The sequence below is a fragment of the Pseudomonas sp. FP2300 genome, assembly GCF_030687595.1.
GTDB classification, from domain to species: domain Bacteria; phylum Pseudomonadota; class Gammaproteobacteria; order Pseudomonadales; family Pseudomonadaceae; genus Aquipseudomonas; species Aquipseudomonas bijieensis.
The window spans coordinates 5768582-5790934 of the sequence record NZ_CP117440.1 but is presented as its reverse complement, the minus strand read 5'-3'; the positions used below and the strand labels follow the sequence as shown (position 1 = coordinate 5790934).

18 protein-coding genes, 1 tRNA gene and 1 pseudogene are annotated in these 22353 nt (G+C 59.2%); 9 read left to right on the top strand and 11 right to left on the bottom strand.

The features are described 5' to 3' along the window. The first annotated feature begins 130 nt into the window (after positions 1-130). Positions 131-910 (top strand): energy transducer TonB, encoded by a 780-nt coding sequence (locus PSH86_RS25730; RefSeq protein ID WP_305485791.1) that lies wholly within the window; start codon positions 131-133, stop codon positions 908-910. Then, entirely contained in the window at positions 903-1355 is a 453-nt protein-coding gene (gene rimI, locus PSH86_RS25725) for a ribosomal protein S18-alanine N-acetyltransferase (RefSeq protein WP_047229376.1), read from the top strand. Before PSH86_RS25730 ends, rimI begins: the two co-directional genes overlap by 8 nt. 143 nt (positions 1356-1498) lie before the next feature. Here the strand turns inward: rimI and PSH86_RS25720 are convergent, their stop codons facing one another. Further along, complete coding sequence (locus tag PSH86_RS25720; protein ID WP_176689131.1) at positions 1499-1903, bottom strand: serine kinase/phosphatase; 405 nt, start codon at positions 1901-1903, stop codon at positions 1499-1501. A 132-nt stretch (positions 1904-2035) separates the two neighbouring features. On the opposite strand from PSH86_RS25720, the gene can reads away from it, so the two are divergent. Further along, positions 2036-2680, top strand: a complete 645-nt coding sequence (can, locus tag PSH86_RS25715; RefSeq protein WP_003205581.1) for a carbonate dehydratase — start codon at positions 2036-2038, stop codon at positions 2678-2680. Positions 2681-2687: 7 nt separating this feature from the next. Here the strand turns inward: can and PSH86_RS25710 are convergent, their stop codons facing one another. From PSH86_RS25710 to PSH86_RS25700, 3 genes are all read right to left on the bottom strand, one after another. Further along, a complete protein-coding gene (locus PSH86_RS25710; protein ID WP_305485788.1) occupies positions 2688-3215 on the bottom strand; it encodes a lysine methyltransferase in 528 nt (175 codons plus the stop codon). A gap of 179 nt (positions 3216-3394) precedes the next feature. After that, positions 3395-4555 (bottom strand): hypothetical protein, encoded by a 1161-nt coding sequence (locus PSH86_RS25705; RefSeq protein ID WP_109754928.1) that lies wholly within the window; start codon positions 4553-4555, stop codon positions 3395-3397. Positions 4556-4667: 112 nt separating this feature from the next. Beyond that, positions 4668-6086, bottom strand: coding sequence for a short-chain fatty acid transporter (locus PSH86_RS25700; protein WP_109754927.1), 1419 nt, complete (start codon positions 6084-6086; stop codon positions 4668-4670). Between the two features lie 219 nt (positions 6087-6305). On the opposite strand from PSH86_RS25700, the pseudogene PSH86_RS30745 reads away from it, so the two are divergent. Both PSH86_RS30745 and PSH86_RS30740 read left to right on the top strand, forming a co-directional pair. Then, positions 6306-7034, top strand: a pseudogene (locus tag PSH86_RS30745) (PAS domain-containing protein); the annotation flags it as partial. A 156-nt stretch (positions 7035-7190) separates the two neighbouring features. Continuing rightward, a complete protein-coding gene (locus PSH86_RS30740) occupies positions 7191-7622 on the top strand; it encodes a methyl-accepting chemotaxis protein (protein WP_370873836.1) in 432 nt (143 codons plus the stop codon). 207 nt (positions 7623-7829) lie between these two features. Here PSH86_RS30740 and ggt read toward each other — a convergent pair whose 3' ends face one another. Then, positions 7830-9671, bottom strand: a complete 1842-nt coding sequence (gene ggt, locus PSH86_RS25690; protein ID WP_305485781.1) for a gamma-glutamyltransferase — start codon at positions 9669-9671, stop codon at positions 7830-7832. 456 nt (positions 9672-10127) lie between these two features. Here ggt and PSH86_RS25685 point away from each other — a divergent pair, with 456 nt between their 5' ends. Next, a complete protein-coding gene (locus tag PSH86_RS25685; RefSeq protein WP_212801454.1) occupies positions 10128-10628 on the top strand; it encodes a hypothetical protein in 501 nt (166 codons plus the stop codon). A 179-nt stretch (positions 10629-10807) separates the two neighbouring features. Here PSH86_RS25685 and PSH86_RS25680 read toward each other — a convergent pair whose 3' ends face one another. The 5 genes from PSH86_RS25680 to PSH86_RS30735 all read right to left on the bottom strand — a co-directional run bounded on the left by PSH86_RS25680 (position 10808) and on the right by PSH86_RS30735 (position 14286). Then, a complete protein-coding gene (locus PSH86_RS25680; RefSeq protein WP_305485779.1) occupies positions 10808-11704 on the bottom strand; it encodes a hypothetical protein in 897 nt (298 codons plus the stop codon). A gap of 174 nt (positions 11705-11878) precedes the next feature. Beyond that, a complete protein-coding gene (locus PSH86_RS25675) occupies positions 11879-12106 on the bottom strand; it encodes a hypothetical protein (RefSeq protein WP_212801452.1) in 228 nt (75 codons plus the stop codon). A gap of 307 nt (positions 12107-12413) precedes the next feature. Next, on the bottom strand, positions 12414-12854 hold the full coding sequence (locus tag PSH86_RS25670) for a hypothetical protein (protein ID WP_212801451.1): 441 nt from the start codon (positions 12852-12854) through the stop codon (positions 12414-12416). A 508-nt stretch (positions 12855-13362) separates the two neighbouring features. After that, positions 13363-13439 (bottom strand) — tRNA-Met (locus PSH86_RS25665). 103 nt (positions 13440-13542) lie between these two features. After that, positions 13543-14286, bottom strand: coding sequence for a methyl-accepting chemotaxis protein (locus PSH86_RS30735; RefSeq protein ID WP_370873835.1), 744 nt, complete (start codon positions 14284-14286; stop codon positions 13543-13545). Between the two features lie 1645 nt (positions 14287-15931). Here PSH86_RS30735 and PSH86_RS25655 point away from each other — a divergent pair. Continuing rightward, entirely contained in the window at positions 15932-17149 is a 1218-nt protein-coding gene (locus tag PSH86_RS25655; RefSeq protein WP_305485774.1) for an MFS transporter, read from the top strand. A gap of 222 nt (positions 17150-17371) precedes the next feature. On the opposite strand, the gene PSH86_RS25650 is transcribed toward PSH86_RS25655, so the two are convergent. After that, positions 17372-19672, bottom strand: a complete 2301-nt coding sequence (locus PSH86_RS25650; RefSeq protein WP_116833451.1) for a calcium up-regulated protein — start codon at positions 19670-19672, stop codon at positions 17372-17374. Between the two features lie 511 nt (positions 19673-20183). Here PSH86_RS25650 and PSH86_RS25645 point away from each other — a divergent pair. After that, positions 20184-20753, top strand: coding sequence for a hypothetical protein (locus PSH86_RS25645; RefSeq protein WP_249015555.1), 570 nt, complete (start codon positions 20184-20186; stop codon positions 20751-20753). A gap of 38 nt (positions 20754-20791) precedes the next feature. After that, positions 20792-21892: an ankyrin repeat domain-containing protein gene (locus PSH86_RS25640; protein ID WP_305485770.1), complete on the top strand. Its 1101-nt coding sequence runs from the start codon at positions 20792-20794 to the stop codon at positions 21890-21892. The last annotated feature ends 461 nt before the right edge of the window (positions 21893-22353 follow it).

The following is a 22353-nucleotide window of genomic DNA, read 5'->3' as shown; positions in this document are numbered from 1 at the left end:
CCGGTTGCGATTCATCCCTTGGACGGACTGTCGTTCTGTATCGATCAACTATCGGTGCAACAGGGAAGCGATCCGCGCCGAAGGGCGGTAGAATCCCTTCCACTTTCAGTTATCCACAAGTGGCCGACCCTTGCTTATCGAGTCCCGTCGCCGCGCCTATCTGACCGCCATGCAGGTGGTCAACTGGCTGCCGCGTACCGAATTGCCGTTCGCCGCCCCGTCGCGGCCCGAGCTGCTGGAAACGCCCGAGCCCGAGTACATCGCGCCGGTCGTGACCGCGCCTGTGGCCAAGACGGTGGCCGAGCCGGTAGCGCCCGTGGCCGAACGGCCGAAAATCGAAGTGCCGCGGCCGAGCCTGGCCTCGACCCGGACCAATGCCAAGCCGGTGGAAGAAGTTGTCGAGGCGCCGCCCAAGGCACCTTACGTCGCGCCGCCGCGTTTCGCCCTGCAACTGCTGCGGGCCGGGCGTTGCCTGTTGCTGGTGGAATTGCCCACGGGCGATCCCTTCCAGAGCCGCGACCCGGCGTATCTGCTGCTCAAGGACATGCTGCGCGCCGCCGGTCTGCCGGACAGCCCGCAAATCATCGGTGAACCGGTGCGCTGGCCGCTGTTGTCCCGCGGCACGATGGACCAGGGGCCGGAAGCGGCGCGGGATTTCGTCCAGGGCTTTGTTTCGGCGCGGCTCGAAGATGAACCCTGTGCGTGTTTGTGGCTGATCGGCCTGCCGGCGATGAAGTTCGCCGGCGAGGCGGATGCCGAAGCGTTCAATCGCGAACTGCAGGTCGAAGGCCTGGGCTCGGCCTGGGCGTTGCCCGGCCTGGAACTGTTAATGGAAACGCCACAGCGCAAGGCTGATGTCTGGCAAGCCATGCGCCGGCTGATGGCGCGCTGGAAAGAATCGAATGAGTGACGCTGTATCGTTCCGCCCGATGACCGAGGCGGACCTCGACGCTGTGCTGAAGATCGAATACGCCGCCTACAGTCATCCCTGGACCCGCGGGATATTTCTCGACGGGCTGGGCAAATACCAGATCTGGCTGATGTTCGAAGGCCAGCAGCAAGTGGGCCATGGCGTGGTGCAGATCATCCTGGATGAGGCGCACCTGCTCAACATTACCGTCAAGCCGGAAAACCAGGGCCGTGGCCTGGGCTTGCGTCTGTTGGAACACTTGATGTCGATTGCCTACAAGGCCGAGGCCCGGGAATGCTTCCTGGAAGTGCGCGACAGCAACCGCACCGCGTTCCGGCTGTATGAGCGCTATGGCTTCAATGAAGTGGGCCGGCGCCGGGATTATTACCCAGCGGTGGGTGGGCGTGAGGATGCGGTGGTCATGGCGTGTACCTTGGTGGACTGAACTGCCACATCAAGGTTGACCGCAACACCGTCATCGCGAGCAGGCTCGCTCCCACATTAGATCTGCATCGCTCAAGACATTTGGTTATGACGCAGAACCTGTGGGAGCGAGCCTGCTCGCGATGGCGTCAGCTCTATCGACACTTACCGCTTGCCATCCAGCGGATCGATATCGGCCATTTCCGCTTCATCCAGCCCATCCCCCCCACCAATATCATTTTCATCCACCACGCTCAGGTCCCAGTCCGCCTGCTCGTCGTCCCCGGCCTCGCGGGCATCCCGGGCACCGTCTTCGCGAATCAGTGTTTCCGGGCTCAGGTCGTCGTCGGTCGGCTCGTGATCATCCGTCGAGGCGCCGGTCATGCCCGCTTCGCGCACGCGTTCACGTGGCATCAGCTGTTCGCGTTCGTTTTCCGGCAATTCGTCGCCGATTTTCGCACTGGGCTGTTCGTCGTCGAACTCCAACTCATGCATCGAGCCCATGCGATCTTCGTTGTCGTCGATGGGTTCCGGTTGCGTCGCATCGAAGGGGCGTCGTGAATCATTCATGGCAATTCCTCATACTGTGGGCCTTACTGGTGTCGACCGGCAGAGCACCCAGGAATTCCAATGCATCGCTGACGTGACCTCGACCGGCGGTCGTCTGTCACAGTTGCGCACTCTCTATCGAGGCTAGACAGCATGAACGAATTACAAGATCTGATTGATAACAACGCGCGCTGGGCCGATGCGATCAAGCAGGAAGATCCTGACTTCTTCTCCAAGCTGGCCCGTCAGCAAACCCCGGAGTACCTGTGGATCGGCTGTTCCGATGCGCGGGTGCCGGCCAACGAGATCGTCGGCATGTTGCCGGGCGATCTGTTCGTACACCGTAACGTGGCCAACGTGGTGCTGCACACGGACCTCAACTGCTTGTCGGTGATCCAGTACGCGGTGGACGTGCTCAAGGTCAAACACATCCTGGTCACCGGCCATTACGGCTGTGGCGGTGTGCGGGCCTCGATGCAGGACCGGCAACTGGGCCTGATCGACGGCTGGTTGCGCTCGATTCGCGACCTGTACTACGAGCATCGCGAGGCGTTGGGCCAATTGCCGACCGAAGAGGAACGTGTCGACCGTTTGTGCGAGCTCAACGTGATCCAGCAGGTGGCCAACGTCGGTCATACCAGCATCGTGCAGAACGCCTGGCACCGTGGGCAGAAACTGTCGATCCACGGCTGCATCTACGGCATCAAGGACGGACGCTGGAAGAGCCTGGACACCACGATCAGCGGTTTCGAGCAACTGCCGCCGCAGTATCGGCTGCGTCCGGTCGACGCACCCTGATTCAGGGTCAGTCGCGATGACAGCGACGACGCCAGTGCCGTAGGAATTTCATTCCCTGCTCATTGGGCGGTTCGTCATAGCCGGTGATCCAGCCATGACAGTTGGATGAACCGCACCGGCAGGCGAACTGCCGATACAGTTTCTGTTCGGTGCTGGCGTAGTCCATCGTCAGGTAGTCGCCTTTGTGGATGTGGGTCAGCGACCACAACCACAATTCGCTCATGTCGAGAAAGACATTCGGGTTGCAGGAATGCAGCAGCAATCCAGCGAAACGCGGGTCATACATGTGTATTTCCGGCAATATCTGCAGCGTATGCAGGCGTCGTCGGCTCACCAGAAGCCCCGATACCCTGCACATCCGTTCCATGGGGATGAAGGCCCTTCGGGCGATGACCCCATTGCTGCGTCCGTCGCTCGTTTGATGCACGTCGAAATCGCGGACGGATGGATAACCCAGGTGGGTGCTGAGTTCTTTTTCAGGGTAAATGCAATCCCGGTTCTGTGAGCGAGCTCTATCTGCAATGAAGGTGGTCATGACGGTCCCTGTCGGCTTTTAGGGCACTCGACTTTTTGGCACCGGCGATCCTGCCAGCGGTCGCTATAGACATTGATAGCTTCGCCCAAGTTGAACATTGCATCTACTGTCGACTCTGACAGGAGCCAAAGGCGCTTTCCCGCGTCAGTGCAAGCTTACGCGGGAAGGCGCCCCAAGGTTCAGACCGCTTCGGCAGGCAGCGGCATGGGCACCTTCAGCTGCGGAAGTTGCGACTTGATCGCCGGCGTTTCGCATTTTTTCTCAGCGTCTTCCTCGCTCAGTTTACGCACCGAGGTGTAGAACAACTCGCAGGTCTTTTCCTTTTGCGTGACTTGCCAGGTCTGCGTGCACTGGTTCAGCAGGGCGCTCGGATCGGTGCCCGGCTTGCTGCCCATGCCAGCCTGCCAGCATGCAGCACTCAGGTCCTGGCCCATGACTTTCAAGCCGGCGGCATCGGCCTTGGCTTCGTCACCGTCGTAGTTTTCCTTGTCGGCGGCGTACCAGATGTAGCTCGGGTGGTTGGAGCCCAGGACCGGCACCTTGACCCCCGCAGTCGGCGTGATGCTCGCCAGGCCGAGCACGCCCACAGTCTGGCCGTACTGGGTCTTGATCCAGTTCCGAACGGGCGCTCCGAAGGCCACCATCGGCAACGCGGCGCCGCTGGCGGTTTGGGTGATCTGCGTGACCATGGTGGTCTGGTAATCGTTGAAGTAACTGTAGAGGCCTTCCAGCGTGCTGCCGGCATTGGACGGCGCTGCGATGGGCGCGATGTCGATGATGGTCTGGTAGGCCGGTGTCTGGTCGGCGGCAATGCCGTTGACGGTCAGCAGGGTGGCCCAGCGATCGGTGGTGGCCGACTCCAGGTAGTCCTGGGCCTGGGTCAGGGAGTAATCCGGCGGGAAGTGCAGCAACTCGACACTCTTGCGGTTTTCCAGGGCCATGCCCAGCGGCAGGAACAGGTACCAGTTGTAGGACCATTTCTTGTCGCTGTTGAGTTTGCTCGCGCCGTTATACGCCAGGTCACCAGCGTCGAGCAGGGCCTTCAGTGGTTGGCCGTAGCTCTTGGGCACTCCGCTGATGCTGGCATAGACCTTGTCGTTATCGATTTTGACGTGGACCTTGGCCGTGCCGTAGCCGTCGCGCTGCACGCTTTGGGTCAGGTAATGCTCGACGGTCTGTTCCAGGGTCCAGTCGCGAAAGCAAATGACGTTGCAGTTGTTGGGGTAGGCGAAGAGGCGGGTAACGCGTTCGGTGCTGCCCAGTTGTACGTCAATGTCGGTGGCATGGGCGGCGGCACTGAAGGCCAGGGCGGCAAAAGAAAGTACGGCGAGTTTGGACATGCTCAGATCCTTTTCAGCGTGTGGACCCCTCGAAACAGGGTGTCTCCATACTGAAACAGACCGGGCCGAAGAAAAAGTGGGCCGACGGAAATATCGGCCCTTTTTTATGGCTTTATGGCATCACTGGCGGTAAATAACTCAATGTTGTCCCCAGCGCCCACAGCAGCACCAGTACCAGGGGCGTATGCACCAGCAACTGCACGAAGGAAAAACCGATCAGGTCCCTGGCCTTCAGCCCCAAAACCCCCAGCAAAGGCAGCATATAGAACGGGTTGATAAGGTTCGGCAGCGCTTCGGCGGCGTTGTAGATCTGTACGGCCCAGCCCAGGTGATAGTTCAGGTCATTGGCCACCTGCATGACGTAGGGCGCCTCGATAATCCACTTGCCGCCGCCGGAAGGAATGAAGAAGCCCAGCACTGCCGAGTAGATGCCCATCAACAGGGCGTAGGTGTCGTGGGAGGCGATCTGGACGAAAAAGGTCGAGATGTGGTGGGCCAGGGTCTGGGCGTCACTGCCCTTGACCGTGGTCAGCAGCGCGGCGATCGAGCCATACAACGGAAACTGGATCAACACGCCCGTGGTGGTCGGCACCGCGCGCGCCACGGCGTCGAGAAAGCTGCGCGGCCGCCAGTGCAGCAAGGCGCCCAGCATGATGAACAGGAAGTTATAGGTGTTGAGGCCGGAAATGGCACTGATCGCAGGTTTGGTTGAAAACTCGTGGAACAGCCAGCCGGCGGCCAGCAGCACCAGCGCAATGATCAGCAGCGGACTGTGCTCCAGCCACTCCCCAGGTCGGGTGCGGGGCTGCAACGCCGGCATGCTGAAACTCGGATCGATCCCGCAAGCGGCGGCGTCACGGGCGCTGTTGGGGCCGGGAGCAGTGGCGTAGGCGACGATCAACGAGATCACGATCAGCGCCAGCAGCATCACGCCAGACTGCCAGAGGAAAATCGTCTGGGTAAACGGAATGACACCGGTAATGGACAGGATCGACGGCGGCAGGCTGGCCGGGTTGGCCTGCAATTGCGCTGCCGACGAAGACAAGCCCAGGGCCCACACCGCGCCCAGGCCCAAGTAGGCGGCGGCTCCGGCGGCGCGGTAGTCCATCTTCAAGTCGGTGCGACGGGCGAGGGCGCGCACCAGCAAACCACCAAATACCAGCGACAGGCCCCAGTTGAGTAATGACGCGACCATGGAAATCAGCGCTACCCACGCCACCGCGGAGCGGCCGTTGGTCGGAATGCGTGCCAGGCGGTCAATCAATTTTACGGCCGGTGGCGAGCTGGCGACCACGTATCCGCCGATCACCACGAAGGCCATTTGCATGGTGAATGGGATCAGGCTCCAGAAGCCGTCACCGAACGCCATGGCCGCCGCCGTAGGCGTGGCGCCGATCAATTGTGTCGCCATGGCAACCACCAGCACCGCCAGCGCGGCAAAGACCCAGGAGTCCGGGAACCAGCGCTCGGCGAAACTGGAACAGCGCAAGGCGAAGCGGGCGGAACGGCTGTCTTCGATGTCGGTGGTCACGGTAATTACCTCGTTTTTATGGTTATGGGTATTGATGGCGGCAAGGCTTCAAGGGACAGGCGCAACAGTAGAACAATCCAGTGACCATGGCAGGCTTATCGGGTTCGAGGGCGTCCTGGAATATTTTCAATATGGGCTCGCGGCGCTCTTTAGAAAAAAAACGCTGCGCCGATGGCAAGGGAACAAGCCACTTAATTCTCCCGCTGTCGGAGCTGCCCAATGTTTAACAACCGCCTGAAGCAGGAGCTACTGGCTCTGCGCCAAGAACTGTCCAGCCTTATGCAAGTCAAGGAAAGCCTGGACCGTGAAATGCTTGGCCTCACCCTGGACGCCGACGGACGGATTCAATCGGTCAACCAGAACTTCCTCGACGAGATGCGTTACAAGAGCCAGGACTTGATTGGCCGGCCTGTGAATGAGCTGGTTCCCGCGTATTTGAAATCCAATGAGTTCCAGGTTCGCTTCACGTCGGCGCTGACCCGCGGCGAACACTTTTCCGGTGCCGTGCGCCTGCTGCGGGGCAATGGCCAGGAAGCCTGGCTGCGTTCGATCCTCCAGCCCGTACGGAATGTCGATGGGCGGATTCGCTATTTTTCGATGTACTCCAATGATCTGACCCGCACCATCGAGGCTTCTCGCGAGCATGAGAACCTCATCGGTGCGTTGGTGCGTTCAACGGCGGTGATCGAGTTCGATTTGGGTGGTCATGTGCTGACGGCCAATGATCGCTTCCTCAACGCCATGGGCTATAGCCTTGCGCAGATCAAGGGCAAGCATCACCGCACGTTTTGCGAGCCTGAGGAATACAACAGCGCGGCCTACGAGCAGTTCTGGAAGCGCCTGAACAGCGGTGAATTCGTGGCTGGCCGTTTCAAGCGTCTCGACAGCAGTGGTCGCGAGGTCTGGCTGGAAGCTTCCTACAACCCGGTGCTCGATGCCAACGAGCGGTTGTACAAAGTGGTCAAGTTCGCGACCAACATCACGGACCAGGTCAACCAGGAAAAAGCCGTCGCCGAAGCCGCCAACATTGCCTACAGCACCTCGTTGCAGACCGACAACAGTGCCCAGCGCGGCACGACCGTGGTGACCCAGGCGGTGGATGTGATGCGCGACCTGGCCCGGCACATGCAAACCGCTGGCGAAGGCATCGAGGCCCTGAATGAGCAATCCCTGGTGATCGGTACCATCGTCAAGACCATCAGCGGCATCGCCGAACAAACCAACCTGCTGGCGCTCAACGCCGCGATCGAAGCGGCCCGGGCCGGCGAGCAAGGGCGCGGTTTTGCGGTGGTGGCCGATGAAGTGCGACAACTGGCATCGCGCACCAGCCAGGCGACCGATGAAATCGTCGGCGTGGTCCGCCAGAACCAGGACATGGCCCGCAATGCCGTGGCCCTGATGACCGATGGCCAGCACCAGGCCGAACATGGCTTGGCCCTGGCCGCCGAAGCGGGGACGGTGATCGTCGAGATCCAGGACGGGGCGAAGAAGGTGGTCGATGCGGTGAGCCAGTTTGCCAACCAGCTATCGACTTGAGAAACCTGCTGAGCGAGCCGCCATCGCGAGCAAGCTCGCTCCCACAGTTTCCTGGTACACCGAAAAATCCATGTCCACCACAATCCCCTATGGGAGCGAGCTTGCTCGCGATGGCGCCCGCACATCCAAAATCTGTGCAGGCTGACCCAACGCTATCGCGAGCACATTCAACACCCAAGCAAGCTGCCCGATTTGATCGGCGAGCGTTCAATCTCCCAGCGCTGCTCCTTCCCGCCGCGGATCCGCGCCGCCGGCCAGAGATGTTTTCCCTTGCGCGTCGCGCACCCGGACGATGGCCTGGGTGCCGCTGTTCATGTCGATCTCGCTCACGGTGTGGCCCTTGTCTTTCAGGGCCTGGATCAGCGTCGGGCTGAACTGCCCCTTTTCCAGTTCGGTGGGGCCGTTGCGGCTGCCGAAGTTGGGGAGGTTGATAGCGGTTTGCGGGTCCAGGTTCCAATCCAGCAGACCAATGACTGACTTGGCGACGTATTCGATGATTTGCGAGCCGCCGGGGGACCCGACAGCGGCCACCAATCTACCTTGCTGATCGAAGATCAGCGTCGGAGCCATGGATGAGCGAGGGCGTTTGCCCGGTTCGACGCGGTTGGCGACTTTTTGCCCATTCTCTTCGGGGATGAACGAGAAGTCGGTCATCTGGTTGTTGAGCATGAAGCCCTGGACCATCAAATGTGAGCCGAACGCCGATTCCACCGTCGTAGTCATGGACACCGCGCCACCCTGGTCGTCCACGGCCACTACTTGCGAGGTGGAAATACGCAGGGGGGAACGGTCCGGGGCGTAGGCCACCTGGATGCCCGGTGGGGTGCCGGGCTTGGCGACACCCATGCTTCGAGGGCCGATCAGGCTGGCACGGCTGGCCAGGTAACCTCGGTCGACCAGGCCTTTGAGCGGTACCGCGACAAAATTCGGGTCGGCGATGTATTGGGCGCGGTCGGCATAGGCCAGGCGCTCGGCTTCGGCGATCAGGTGCACCGCTTCGGCGGTGGGTTCAATGCCGGCGGGTTTAGTGGTATTGAGCGGTTTCAAGGGCGCGAGGGCGGCGCTGCTGTCGCGCTGTTCCAGGGCCTGCAATGTCCCGAGGATCTGCGCCACGGCAACCCCGCCCGAAGACGGTGGTGGCATGCCGCAGATTTGCCAGCGCTTGTAGTCGGTGCATAACGCTGGCCGCTCCCGTGCGGTGTAGCCCTTAAGGTCGTTCAGCGAAAGACTGCCGGGGTTGGCGTGGCCCTGCACCTTGGCGACGATTTCCTCGGCAACCGGCCCTTTGTACAAGGCATCGGGGCCTTCGTGGGCGATGCGCTTGAGCACGCCGGCCAAGGCTGGATTCTTCAGCACAGTGCCGACCGCTTTTGGGCTGCCATCGGCATTGAGAAAGTAGGCCGCCATGTCTGGCGAGCCCGGCAACGACGGGTCGGACGCGATCAAGGCATGCAGTCTGGGAGAGATCGCGAAGCCCTGCTCCGCCAGCGCGATGGCCGGCTCGAACAGCGTCGCCCATTCGAGACGGCCATGTTTGCGATGGGCCAGTTCCAGTCCGCGCAATACCCCCGGTGTACCCACCGAACGACCGCCGATCTGCGCGGCAGTAAAGGGCATGGGTTGGCCGTCGGCCTGCAGGAACAGTCTTTCGGTGGCACCGGCCGGTGCCGTTTCGCGTCCGTCGTAAGTGCGTACGGCGTTGCCATCCCACAGCACAATGAACGCGCCGCCGCCGATGCCTGAAGATTGCGGTTCCACGAGGGTCAGCACCGCTTGCATCGCAATCGCCGCGTCGATGGCCGAGCCGCCACGTCGCAACATCTCCCGCCCGGCCTCGGCCGCCAACGGGTTGGCCGCGGCAGCCATGTGCTTGTCGGCGTAGCGGGTCTGTAGATCGGTGCGGTAGCCGGAGACGACCTCCGGTGGGGCAGGCAATGCCGGTGTGGTTGTGGAGGAGGGCGGGGCCTTACAGGCTGCGAGTGTCAGAGCGAAAGCCAGCAGCGAAACGGCTGACAGGCGATGAAAGTTCGGTTTCAGATCTGTAGGCACGTGTCACTCCATCCGTGGGCTTGGGATATAGAGGCTGACTGTAGCCATGGGAGGCGTGTGGCGCAAATCGCAGCGGATTTGAATGAAGTGAATCCGTGGCGGGGCAAACCTTGGATGATTGACGGTGCCAGCCTCTCGCTTTCCCTGGCTGAGTTAATGAGCTGGGCGTGAATGGCATGTAGCTCTAAGGCGTAGCTTTTTCTTCATATCAGCTTGCAGATAACAAAATCTCAGCTATTTCTCCATACCAATAAATATCATAAAGCCATCACTTGGATGTGGAACATGGGGAACAAAAAAATCATCTGGTCATGCTTAGTCATAAGCATCGCATTGACGTCTGGTTGTGCGTCACTGCAAAGAAACCTCGGTTTGCCATCAATCCCTAAGGAACCTCTTTGGCCGTGGACTGAGGAGAAGCAGCCTTGTACGGCTCAATGTGAGGAGAAAGACGCCGTGAAAGCTTATGCGGCAGCGATCACTTATTGCATTGAACTCCAGCGCTATATGGGGCAAGGCAGCGGAGCGATAAGCTCGGGACGATTTATGTTAGCTGCAACCGGTACTTTGGCTGGTGCGGTATTCGCACCCATGGCCAAAGGTTCTGCTTCAACGGCTTGGTCGGGCTTATCTGGCTCAACAAATGCCCTTCAGGCAGCCGTCGATGAGAATTTCTCGGGCGTCTTAGCGCTGAAGCGCAGAGCGAGTGTCGCAACTGCCGGCAAAGACGGTATCGTGGGATATCCAAAGGGAGGAAGTGCGAATGATCGAGTCTATGCTTCGGTCACCATGGCTTTTAACTGCGCTGTCGCACCTGCAGGCGTCGAATCTGCGGCGATCAAGGCAGTCAGTGAAGCGGCAGTTGTAAGCTCATCCATATCATCTGACCAACCGAATATACAGTCAGTGCCTCCAGCAGCACCGCCAACTCAGCCTGTAGCCCCCACCCCGCCCTAGGCGGGTTTCTTGGTGATCCATAGACTGTTGAGCCTGTCCAGAATCCGTCTGGGGTCTGTTAGGGGGGGAGACGCCCAGGCAGGTTACTTTGACGGGGCGGGCGCGGGCTCCTCTCATACCTGTCTCACATTCCGCCAGAGCCTGCTCAAATTGTGAAAGGCTGCGCCTCAGGTATTGACCTATTTCAAGTCTTTTGCATTTCTCGAAATAGCTGTTCGCCAAGGTCCTGGGCGGCGCTTCTGAAGCTCGATAGCGATGTTGTATTCAGTGAAGTGAGCGAAGTAAGCGAGATCTGTCAGCACTAGGCTGACTCTGATATCAGCGCCTTCTAAGTAACCACGCTTATGAAGTTCGGGAAGCAGTTTTGGCATCAGTCCGGGGATGAGTCGCTCCAGACATTCGAGAAAGTCATGCTCTTTATCCATCTCTGTAATCGCAAATATGCTGTGGCCAGAGAACACATATCCACCGCCAATAGGTGCATATGTAGTGCCATCGCTTACTTGAACGAATGAGTTGTATCGTTTCTTGCGCAGTGTTTTGCGCTGATCAGATGTCAGTTTCTCTGCTGGCTGCATTCCTTTGAGAACCCAATGTGCAATCGACTCAGGCCAATTTCTGTGGATCGTTTCTACTATGTCAGCATCCGTCCAATCATCATGGCTGTAGATGCTGATTGCGTAAAAGTCGTCCTCGGTTACTCGAGCAAAGAGGAGCGGTCCTGTTCGGGCAATGTAGCGACCCTTTAGCTCTGTGCCTAGATGTAAGTGATATACACCCCAATCGCTGAGCATCAGATCAGTTTTACCAATTTCATCTATGAGCTTGCTCAGGTGCGGGGACAGGTCCTGACCTTGTTCTACTTTTTTTTTGATCTGTGTCCAGCCAAGTAGGTGTTCTGGCGGGCAATGAAAAACATCCGATACTAGGAGCGCTCGAGGCTTCACGGGTATACGTCGTTGCGCTGCGTTGAAGTAGTGGACGGGCACGTCCTCAGTGATTCCTTTCGTGTCGAGCCCCCATTTCGCTCCCATAATTTCTTTGAGCATGTCGTGCCAGTCGGCCTTAAAGTCCATTATCAATTCCATTTTGGCGCCCTCCGGCTCGCGTCTTTTGATCTTATACGCCTAGTACTATTTGTAAGGGGTGCCGAGCTTGTCGGTCCGGCACGCCTAGAAACATGGATGCGAACTGCGATTTGATCGTGTATGCAGAACTCGTCCATGGAAGTGTTCTCAAATCTGCTTTGGTTAAGCGTACACAGTCAATTTCATGCCAGTCGCGACCACTTGGTACTCGGTCTCAGAAACCTGGTTCACAGCTCCGCCTCCCTGAATTTGATAACGCTTCAATCCAGGCGTGTGCCTTACCTCGCCACTAAGCAATCGTTCTGTGAGCACGTCTTGGAATACCTGAATCTGATAATCCAAATTGTCTGGCCCTACCGCAACGATTTGTCCCGCGTACTGTTCAGCCATTTTGGTGTCTCCGTTGAGTTTGAACAGCAACAATAGCCGCAGTTTGTTCATGCCGTGGGGGGAAATTGCAGCGATCCGTCTGTGGAAAAAGTATCGGAGAGTTGCTCCCCATTCGGGGGCAGCGGTTCGCGCACAATGGTGGTTACGAGCCTGCTGGCAGTTGATCGTGCATACCAGCGTCGCGCAGCTCGCTCCTAGAGAGAATACGCGGGTTCCAGGGGGCGTTAAGGAGGTGCGTGAAGCCATGCGTGAATTGCTCAGCCTTGAGTCCGACGGAGTTCGTCCATGCAACGGTTTTAGCGTTGCGCTACTGCGACGGCTCAATGAGCTCGACGTGAAAAACTACCTCACTTGGAATCGTCACACCCGCCTCTGGGCGAATTGAGACCTCCTGCTCTTCTGGAAATTTTGGTTGCTCTGACTCCATGGCGATCACGCCGTATCTGTCAAACAGCGCGTCATCGATCCAGTAGACAACACCTGGCACTACGTTCCCCTCTCTATCATGCGTAGCGAAGAATTCTGCAGTCTCTTTGTTTCGCGTCGTGGAGATAAACGCGGAGCCCCACGTCCCTGTTTCTATCTGTTGAGCATTAACGGCGTTTTCTATGGAGTCTCCATAGGTGAAAGTCCCATCATGGCGTGCTTTGCCGTCGTATTTTGGGGTCACCGTTGTCTTCTCGCCGCTCACCTTGATCAAACCTGCTGATGCGGTGTGAGTCGTGAGCGAGACGCCTCTATAGAGCATATTTCCACCTCTCGATGAGCGTAAACGGTAGGTATCAGAATGGATACTGGGTCGTCTGATGAGGGCCAGCGATTTAACAAAACTCAACATCTGATCGAGGAGACGAATCTATCAAAACCTGACATTTATTTGAGTGCTGTGCCTAGCGCGATGTTGAGAAATGTTGAAGTGGTACCTAGTCGGAGCGGATTTGTGCGTGGCCAACACGGCCTGTTAGCAAATGTTAGTGTCCTAGCGGGTGTAGGCGGTCGCTCTGTTACCCATTGCGGATGTGGTTGTGGAGGAGGGCGGACCTTGCAGGCGATGAAGATTCGGTTTGAGGTATGTAAGCACGTGTCACTCCATCCGTGGGCTTGGGATATAGAGGCTGACTGTAGCCATGGGAGGCGTGTGGCGCAAATCACTCATTCCCTGAACGTAGGAGCTGCCTCGCGATGGGTGTCAGGCCGGTTTGTTTTCTTCGGGCATAAAAAAACGGCTTATCTTTCGATAAGCCGTTTTTAGTACTTGGTGGCTACACAGGGACTTGAACCCCGGACCCCAGCATTATGAATGCTATGCTCTAACCAACTGAGCTATGTAGCCAAGTGGCGCGCATTATTCGCCGGTAACGAAGATGTGTCAAGCGTAAATCTGAAATATTTCTCTGCGCTTTCAACCGCTTAACAATCCTCGCTGCAAATCCTTGTCAGCCGAGCTGAAATCTCCCGGTGTTGGCGCTCAAGGCCTGGCTTCCCTGGCTCAGCGTGTCCGCCGCCAGGTTCACCGCTCGTGCGCCTTCGAGCAAGCGCATCGCCGCCTGGTCGACCTGCTGGATATTGCCACTGACCTCATCGGCGGTGCTGGCTTGTTCATCCACGGCAGTGGCGATCTGCGCCAGGGTGTCGGTGACGCTTTGCACCGCGCTGGCAATTTCTCCCAGGCGTTCGCCAAGGCCGGTGACCGCTTGGGCGTCGGTCTGGGCCTGGCCGCAGGCAGCTTCCATCAGGCTGACGGCTTCGTTGACCGTGGCGCGCAGGCTGTCGACAGTGGCGGCAATCTGTTGCGTGGAGGACTGGGTGCGTTGTGACAGGCTGCGCACCTCGTCGGCCACTACCGCGAAACCACGGCCCTGTTCTCCGGCGCGAGCCGCTTCAATGGCGGCATTGAGGGCCAGCAGATTGGTCTGCTCGGCCACGCCACGGATGGTATCGACCACCAGTTGAATCTGTTGCCCCTGTTCACTGACTCGCCCCAATGCGGCGGCGGTTTCGTTGAGGCGCTGGTTGAGCTGCTGGATGCTCGCCGTGGTGCGTTGGCTGTCGCGGCTGCTGTCGGTGGCAATGCGGCGGGTTTGCTGGGCGCTGTCGGATGCCTGTTCACAGCTCTTCGCCACGCCTTGGGAGGTGGCGGCCAGTTGCGTCGCGGCGGCAGCGATCTGGCTGATCTGCATCTGTTGGGCCTCGACTTCTCCCAAGGCGCCGCTGGAGTGCGTATTGAGGGTGCGCACGGCATTGCTCAACTGCAACGTTTCGTGGTCCACCCCCAGCAGGCTGGTGCGCAACTGCACCACGGCGACGTTGAGGGCAGTGCTGATGGCCGCCAGTTCATCGCGCCCTTGCACCGGCACTTGCAGGCTGAGATTGCCGTCGCGCAGGGCTTCGGCCAGCAGGGTGATACCACTGGCGCTGCGCCGGATCGACGCTTGCAGGCAAACAAAAAGATACAGCGCGGCCAGCAGCAGGCAGCCCAGCACCGTCGCTACCAGGGTGAACTGGCGGATCGCCGAACCGTGGTAATGGTCCAGGCGCGTATCCAGTGCCACCAGCGACTGTTGCCGCAGGGTCGCCAGATCAGCGAGAAGGGCATCCATGTGTTTCTCGAAGTCTTCGGGCTTGAGGTTGATGGAGCCGCCGAACACGCCGTCATCCAGCACTTTCAGGCCAGCATCCAAGTGCTTGAGGCTGCCCTGGTACTGTCCGGCCCAGGTTTGCAATTCGCTGGGCAGGCGGGTTTCCAGGAGTGCTCCGGTCTTGACCAGTTGGTCCCGTGCGTCACCGATACGGCTGCGCAGGTCCCGCAGTTGCAGGCGACTCTGCAGCGTGAACTGGCCCGACACCACGGAGGCCTGGCCGACGCTGGCCAGGCGGCCGACCCGTTCGATCAGGTCGGGCGTCTGCTGAGTTGAAATCTGGGTCAGCAGATAGGTTTCCAACCAGGAGGCGAGGGTCAGGCGGTTGTCCATGACCATCTGCTCGCGCAAGGCTTGCAGGGCGCTGAGAGCGGCGGTGAAGCGGTCGTAGCCGTCGGGCCACCAGCCCACGCTGCCCAGGCTTTTCGAATCCAGACCGTTGAGGCTGGTTTGCAGAGCTTGATAGCGGGCGAGGGTATCGGCTTCAGCGCCTTCGGTTTGCAGGGTAGTGGCCAGGTCACTGGCGGCCTGGTTGAGGGCCGGTTGAACGGCATCGAATGCCGCCATGGCAGCCAGCGTCGCCGGGGTTGGTTGCCGATTGGTTTCGGTGGCACGCCAGCGGGCGGCGCGGTTGCGCTGGGCGGTGAGCAAGTTGTCGAGGTTATCCAGGGCCAGCAATTGGCGCACCCCGGTGCGTTCCCCGGAAATCAGACTGAGTTTGTCGCGATAATCCTGGCCGATTAGCCACAGGCTGCCCATGAGCGGCAGGATAAAAAGCAGGAACAGCAATTGGAATTTGCGGGCGAAGCCGAAGTGCCCCAACAATCTGATTCCGGGTGATAAAAAAGCCTGCATGCCCATACTCCCCTGAACACCTTTGCACTGTTTTTGTGCGTTTCTACACAAGTGCTGAAACAGGTGCCCTTTTAAAAGGCCTCGAAAGTTTGTCCAAATCGGCTCGGTAGGCCAGCTCTGTAGCGAAACTTCCCATTCTCGGTCCCCTTTGTAAGGGGCCGCGTTGTAGCTGATTAACAAGGCAAGATTCAGACCATGGCGTTGAGCTATCACCTTGGATTTCGACAATTTTTCAAGGTCGATAGCTAGCTAAGGGGATAGCCTTGCTGCACCGAAAAATGGCACATTGACGCACCTGCCCGCGTGCGCCCTCTGTCGTATGGAAACTCCCATGGCTATCAGCAATACCCAGGCTGTCACCCCACCCGTTACTGCCCCGGCGCAAAGCAGCCCGCTGGTCATGCGGATCATCGGCGCCGTGGCGCTGGCGCACCTGATCAACGACTTGATCCAGGCGGTGCTGCCCTCGATTTATCCAATGCTCAAGGACAGCTATGGCCTGACGTTCACCCAGGTTGGCTTGATCACCTTGACGTTCCAGTTGACCGCTTCTTTGTTGCAGCCTTGGGTCGGTTATCACACTGACCGCCACCCCAAGCCCTGGCTGCTGCCGGCCGGAACGGTGTGTACGCTGGTCGGCATTGTGATGATGTCCATGGTCGGCAGTTTTGCCTTGATCCTGTTGGCGGCGGCATTGATCGGCATCGGTTCGTCGACCTTCCACCCGGAAGCGTCGCGGGTGGCGCGATTGGCCTCGGGCGGCCGCTTCGGGCTGGCGCAATCGACGTTCCAGGTGGGCGGTAACGCCGGCTCGGCCTTCGGCCCGCTGCTGGCGGCGGCGATCATCATTCCCTACGGGCAAGGCAATGTGGCCTGGTTCGGGTTGTTCGCACTGTTTGCGCTGTTCGTGCTGTACCGCATCAGCCGCTGGTACGCCAACCACCTGAGCTTGTTCAAGCTCAAGCAAGGCCAGGCGGCCACCCATGGCCTATCCAAGGGCCGGGTCTTGAGTGCGCTGGTGGTGCTGGGGCTGCTGGTGTTTTCCAAGTACTTCTACATGGCCAGCTTCACCAGCTACTTCACGTTCTATCTGATCGAGAAGTTCGACCTGTCGGTGGCCTCTTCGCAGTTGCACCTGTTCCTGTTTCTCGGAGCGGTGGCGGCGGGGACTTTCTTCGGCGGGCCGATTGGCGACCGGATCGGGCGCAAGGCGGTGATCTGGTTCTCGATCCTCGGCGTGGCACCGTTCACCTTGATCCTGCCTCACGTCGACCTGTTGTGGACCAGTATCCTCAGCGTGGCCATCGGTTTCATCCTGGCCTCGGCGTTCTCGGCCATCGTCGTGTATGCCCAGGAATTGGTGCCGGGCAATGTCGGGATGATCGCCGGCGTGTTCTTCGGGCTGATGTTCGGTTTCGGCGGGATTGGCGCCGCGTTGCTGGGGCATCTGGCGGACATCCGTGGCATCGAGTACGTGTATTGGTTGTGCTCGTTCCTGCCGTTGTTCGGGGTATTGGCGATTTTCTTGCCGAGGACTCGAAAGGCCTGAGGCGGGGAGCATCGATGTGACTGAGCCTGCGCAATCGCGAGCAGGCTCGCTTCCACATGGGGTTCGGGTGTTCATAGCATCTGGGCACGACACAAAAACCTGTGGGAGCGAGCTTGCTCGCGAAGGCGTCGGCACCTCCAGTATCAATGCAAACTGACCCTGCGCAATCGCGAGCAGGCTCGCTCCTACAGGGTCCCGCTCCTCATGCCTGCGATTCACCCCTCAAGGACGGTAGATACTGGCCTGGATGGCGCCAGGGTATTGCTTGTACCCGCCCGTGTTGCACAGTGGTGTCGACAGTTGGTAGTCGCCCGCCGTCGTGGCGTTGGCGGTGCGCACATTACCGGCCGCGAACCCAGAGTAATCCTGAAAGGCATCGAACGAGGCGATTGGCTCGTCGAAGTAGTTGCCACGGGAAGGGTCGAAGATCGAGAGAGTGATCGCTACGCCACCAGGATATGCAGCTTCGGCCTCGATCAACACCGTCTCGTAGGGATACAGGGTTTGTGGGGACGGCCCGGCGGAGGTGGGGGATGGATTGAACACCGTGGCCACCAGCGTGTTCGGGCTCAGGTTGGTCAGCGCGATGACCAGGTAATTGGCGGCGTTGCCGCTGTAGGTGTAGGGCCGCGTCAAGGCGAACGCCCAACCGTTCCTGCTGTTAAAGAAGTCGTCCTTCGAGCCACCGTTGTCCCACACTTGGGTGAGCGCGATTTCTTCCGGATAGATTGACCAGTCCGTCGAGTCGGCGATCCAGTATTTGAAGTAGGTCCCGTCGATCGCCGCAGTGATGTACTGCGCATAGGCGGGCACACCGTCGATGGGGTTGTCATTGACGTCCAGGTATTGGTAGATCTGGAATTTGGCCGGCAGCAGCATCTGCATCACCGACAGCACGTAACCGTGCTTGGCGGCTGTCACCATGTTTCCGGTTTCACCGGAGTTCCAGAACAACCCGTCGGGCGCTTTGGAGGCGATCAGCGTATAGGTGACCTCCAGCTTGGCCCAGTCGGTCAGTATCGCGTTTTCCATGCTGCCGAAAGTGCTCAGCAACCCTTCGAAGGTAGCGCTCAATTGCCCCCAGAGGTCGGCGTAGGCCACCTGGAACAGGCTGGGAGAAACACTCGAACTCTGGGCCGCGACCGCCACATTGATGCCGCTCTGGAGAACGTTGGCCGCGACGGCGAAATAATTGATGTCGCCTTCCATCGTCTCCGCCGAGAGCACGGTGTAGATGACGCCCGAGAGCACCGCCAGGATGATGCCGCCGATGTTGGTCGAGTCACCGTCCTCGAAGCCGGCATCCTGGCCCAGCTCGGAGAGCAGCGCCCCCTGGTCCACGAACAACTGGGTGTGGAAGCTGCTGTAGCAGGCGAACAGGCTGTTAACAGCGCTCGCTGCGCTGAGCTCCAACTTGAGTTGATCGACCACGGGTTGCCAGACTTGCGGCTCGAATGCGCTGTAGTCCAGGCCGAGCATGTCTTGTCGGTAACCATCCAGGGTGCTGGCGCCGTTGGTGTACTGTTCGCGCAGGATCAAATGGGGTTGATTGTTCATGGCGGCCAGTTTGCTGTTGATCCAGTCGTAGACCACCTGTTGGTCAGGCGTAAAGGCTGGAAAGGGCGGGTCGGACGCCGGCAAGGCCATGATGCTGTCCAGGGGAGTGGTGGGCATGAAGTACCATTGGCCCGAGGTGTCGGTATCTTGCATCTGTACCGAGCCCTCTGCGATGTCGACACTCAGGTACTGGTTCGAACCGCTGTTCTGGAGGGTGGTGGGGCCCAGTCCCGTTCCCCAGAGCCAGGTCTGCTCGACCGGGACGGGCACGTTCTGTGTTGTGTTGATTGCCGTACTGCTGCCTGCATCCTGACCCAACACCAACCCGCCGAGCAGCCCACTGAGCAGCCGTCCATCGGCGGTGATTTGCCAGATTTGGTTGGGCGAACCGGCCACGAAGGGGCTCAACGTCATGCCGTCGGAACCGGCGGTGAGTACAAAGGGCACGCCTTTCACGGGCGCGACGAGGCTGCTTTGCACATTGACCCAACGAGTCGGTGGCCAGACCTGATAGTGATTGCTGCTCGAGGCCCAGCAGGCTTGGCCGAGGGTGTTGTACAGCACCAGGTTACCGTCGTTCTGTACGCGCAATTCCTGAGGGTCGATGCCGTTGGTATAAGGCGACCACGCCACGTTGCCGTCGCTGGTACCCAGGACCAGGTTGCCATCGGTCTGGACGTCGAAATAGGCACCGTCGTCGGTGTTCGTGGCCCAGATCGCGCTACCGGTGAACGAGCTGTTGGCCGACACGGGCCCCGTGACGACCTGGTACAGCACCAGATTGCCGTCAGTCTGCAGCAGCAACACATAGCCGTTGCCGGCCGCTGCCGCCCACTGACCGGGCAGCATCCGCGTATTGGGTGGAATGTTGCCGCTGTCGGCCTGGACCGGCTCGCCGAGTGGCACGGTGCGGAAAATGCTGGGGTTGGTGGATGTTGCCAGCGCTGTATCGCTCAGGTTGTTCATGTGAATCTCCTTTTCACTGCATTGGATGGACGCCTTGCGGTTGTTGTCGGAAATGAGCGACGGGGCATGGGCCGGGCTGCGGTCGCACAAATACCGCGCGTCTATGCCCACTGCGCCGACTCGATCGGTCGGGAAACCTTGCAAGTTTGGTGTTGCAACCAGGCCTGGAGGCGCATCAACAGATCCAGGAGGTGGTTTGGATGAGGGGGTCAGCCAGGCTGATGTCTTGCAATGCGGCCAGTCGCTGGCGACGGTGTGGAAACGGAGGGGGCAGGTCTCTTTATATATCCATAGGTTGCGAGACGGTTCATACGAATCTCCCTATCTGCGGATGAAGGCGTTTGAGTGATATGCCTTGCAGAACGCGCATGAAGTGTAGCCCGGCATTCATACCCTGCCTGAGGTTCTTCGAAGCGATTCCGGGAGGTGTCATACTTCGCTGAACCCACGTACTGCCATATCGAGCGGGCGCCTGCCTCCAGCCGTCGCTCAGGCCAAACGCGAGACTTTCATGGAAGTAACGGCACATCACATCGCAAAGAATCGGCATCTGGCACAGACCTTGGCGACCGCGTTCGATATTGATTTCGCTCCTGTGCCTGACGAGTCGGTATGGTTTACCGTCAAGGCGCCAGAGTCTTTCCTGCCTATCGCCACCGAAGGCGCTGGCGGTGTATTCCTGCAGGGGGGGGCCAGCGATTCGATTCTCTACGTCACCTCTGAGGGGCAGGCTGGAATAGTCGCGGCTTCGCTCGCGGAGTTTTTGCAACTGGTGATGGCTCATCCCTATTGGTTTGATCTGTTGAAATTCTCTGGAGGCGGCCAACTGCGAGAAATGGAGCGAGTTGCCCGGTACCTCGAAGAGGATCTGCTTGAAGATAAACCTAGCATTCAGATGTCTCGTGACATCGTTGCGCAGGCATTACTACTCGCTAGCGCACCAGGTCCGATTTCCGCACTTCACTTTGCTGTTACAAGTATCGGTGCAGGGGTCTCAGTGCAGGCACCGGATGGCACCGAGTGCAGTGGGCTCTTTGGTTCATTTGTCGTGGAAGACAATCGGATGTGGCGTGAGGTTTAACCCCATCGAGATGGCTGTTACCAATGAAATCCAGTTTTATGATGAAGACCTTTTTGATCAGAACGGTGACCGCCACCATGGGTAAGCGTAAACGCAAGACATTGCCGAAGGATTTCGCTCAGTTGCTGGAGCACGCCTCGTTTGCCGAGCTGGTCGCCGTGTTCGATGAATGCGAGCTTGAAGCCACCGGCGGTTACAGCAAGAGCACCGCGCTGGGCTTCTACAACTGTCCCGATGAACTGGCCCGCTGGCTGGTGGAGCAGGGCGCCGACATCAATGCCCGCGACACTTACCAACGAACACCCCTGCACCATCGCAGTTCGAGTTGGATCGGCGGTGTCGACCTGCTACTGGATCTGGGCGCCGATATCGAGGCGCAGGATTACCAGGGCTACACGCCGCTGCATGCCGCGGCCAACAGTCACAAAGCCGAGGCCATCGCTGCCCTGATCCGCCGCGGCGCCAGCGTCGATGCCAGGAGTCGGCAGGGACAGGATGTGCTGCATATTGCCCTGGCGACTACCCGCAATGCCGATATCGAGGCCACCGCGAAAATCGCCCAGACTCTGCTGGCCGCAGGGCTGCAATCCGATGACGGCATGCTCGCCGAGGTGCAGCGCATCGGCCGTGAATTCGAATTTCATCGGGCCTCTTTCAACCCGGACTATCTCGAGGCAACGGACGCTGCCCTGGCCAGTCTTTATCGTCTTTTCGACGTCACTCCCGTTGCCTCCCGCAAGGTTCACGACGGTCAGGCCGCTATCGTCGTCACGGCCAATGGCTGGCCTGACCAGCATCAGCAACTGTGGGAGCTGCTGGTGCCATCCTCTGGCGCCGCAGCGACGACGCAAGGTGAGGTGATCCGCATCAGTGGCCGTATCTCCCGAGAGATTCACCACAACGGCTCGGCCAACTGGGACGCGGATTTCAAAGCGATGTTGGCGGCTCTGGTTGACCACGTGGGCAGCGCCGTGTCCTTGCCGGCGGCCGAACTCGCTGAAACACGGGCGCTGGCAGTTGCTCTGCGCAATGGCAACGATGACGCCGAGCACACTGATCGTCTTTGTGAATTGGCTGTGCGCTGGGTCATCGCCAACCCGCAGCCGGTGCCATTGGCGATGCCCTCCTATAGTCGATAACGCGACGGGGTGCCCAGCCCTTTTCAGGATCAAATGGCCCGGCGTGACGCCTCAGATATTCCCGGTAAGGCACGGTGTTCACGTCGCTTGTGGACACTTTCATCCGGATGATGGGGCCCGGCGAATTACGCCTAAAGCACTATTTTGTATAAGTCCTAAGTTCGATTTTGTACAAATCTCGACCGTGTTAATTTGCTGTTGTGGTTATTGGTCTGAATGGATTCTGCGGCATTATTCAAGGGTGACCCTGTGGTTACTGGACAAGCAGGCTTCGCATTCTTTCCAGCTATCGCCCTTACTGTCCTGGACATAAGGCCTTCGGTTCCTGACTTGAATACCTCTACTGCTTTTGTGCCCCCAACCTGCCACGTTTCAAATACTTATAAAGCAGCTGTATCGCCGTGCCCTTTCCAGGCAATTGCCTCGTAGGCCGCGTAAACAGCCGTGATCGATGCTTATTC

Bases quoted from the DNA above. Each gene is read 5' to 3' on its own strand.
- PSH86_RS25640 (WP_305485770.1), top strand. From the start codon at position 20,792: ATGATGAAGACCTTTTTGATCAGAACGGTGACCGCCACCATGGGTAAG.
- PSH86_RS30740 (WP_370873836.1), top strand. From the start codon at position 7,191: ATGCGCGACCTGGCCCGGCACATGCAAACCGCTGGCGAAGGCATCGAG.
- PSH86_RS30735 (WP_370873835.1), bottom strand. From the start codon at position 14,286: ATGCAGATCAGCCAGATCGCTGCCGCCGCGACGCAACTGGCCGCCACC.
- PSH86_RS25645 (WP_249015555.1), top strand. From the start codon at position 20,184: ATGGAAGTAACGGCACATCACATCGCAAAGAATCGGCATCTGGCACAG.
- PSH86_RS25650 (WP_116833451.1), bottom strand. From the start codon at position 19,672: ATGAACAACCTGAGCGATACAGCGCTGGCAACATCCACCAACCCCAGC.
- PSH86_RS25720 (WP_176689131.1), bottom strand. From the start codon at position 1,903: ATGAATGATTCACGACGCCCCTTCGATGCGACGCAACCGGAACCCATC.
- PSH86_RS25670 (WP_212801451.1), bottom strand. From the start codon at position 12,854: ATGCTCTATAGAGGCGTCTCGCTCACGACTCACACCGCATCAGCAGGT.
- PSH86_RS25655 (WP_305485774.1), top strand. From the start codon at position 15,932: ATGGCTATCAGCAATACCCAGGCTGTCACCCCACCCGTTACTGCCCCG.
- PSH86_RS25705 (WP_109754928.1), bottom strand. From the start codon at position 4,555: ATGTCCAAACTCGCCGTACTTTCTTTTGCCGCCCTGGCCTTCAGTGCC.
- PSH86_RS25680 (WP_305485779.1), bottom strand. From the start codon at position 11,704: ATGGACTTTAAGGCCGACTGGCACGACATGCTCAAAGAAATTATGGGA.
- PSH86_RS25675 (WP_212801452.1), bottom strand. From the start codon at position 12,106: ATGGCTGAACAGTACGCGGGACAAATCGTTGCGGTAGGGCCAGACAAT.
- can (WP_003205581.1), top strand. From the start codon at position 2,036: ATGAACGAATTACAAGATCTGATTGATAACAACGCGCGCTGGGCCGAT.
- rimI (WP_047229376.1), top strand. From the start codon at position 903: ATGAGTGACGCTGTATCGTTCCGCCCGATGACCGAGGCGGACCTCGAC.
- PSH86_RS25710 (WP_305485788.1), bottom strand. From the start codon at position 3,215: ATGACCACCTTCATTGCAGATAGAGCTCGCTCACAGAACCGGGATTGC.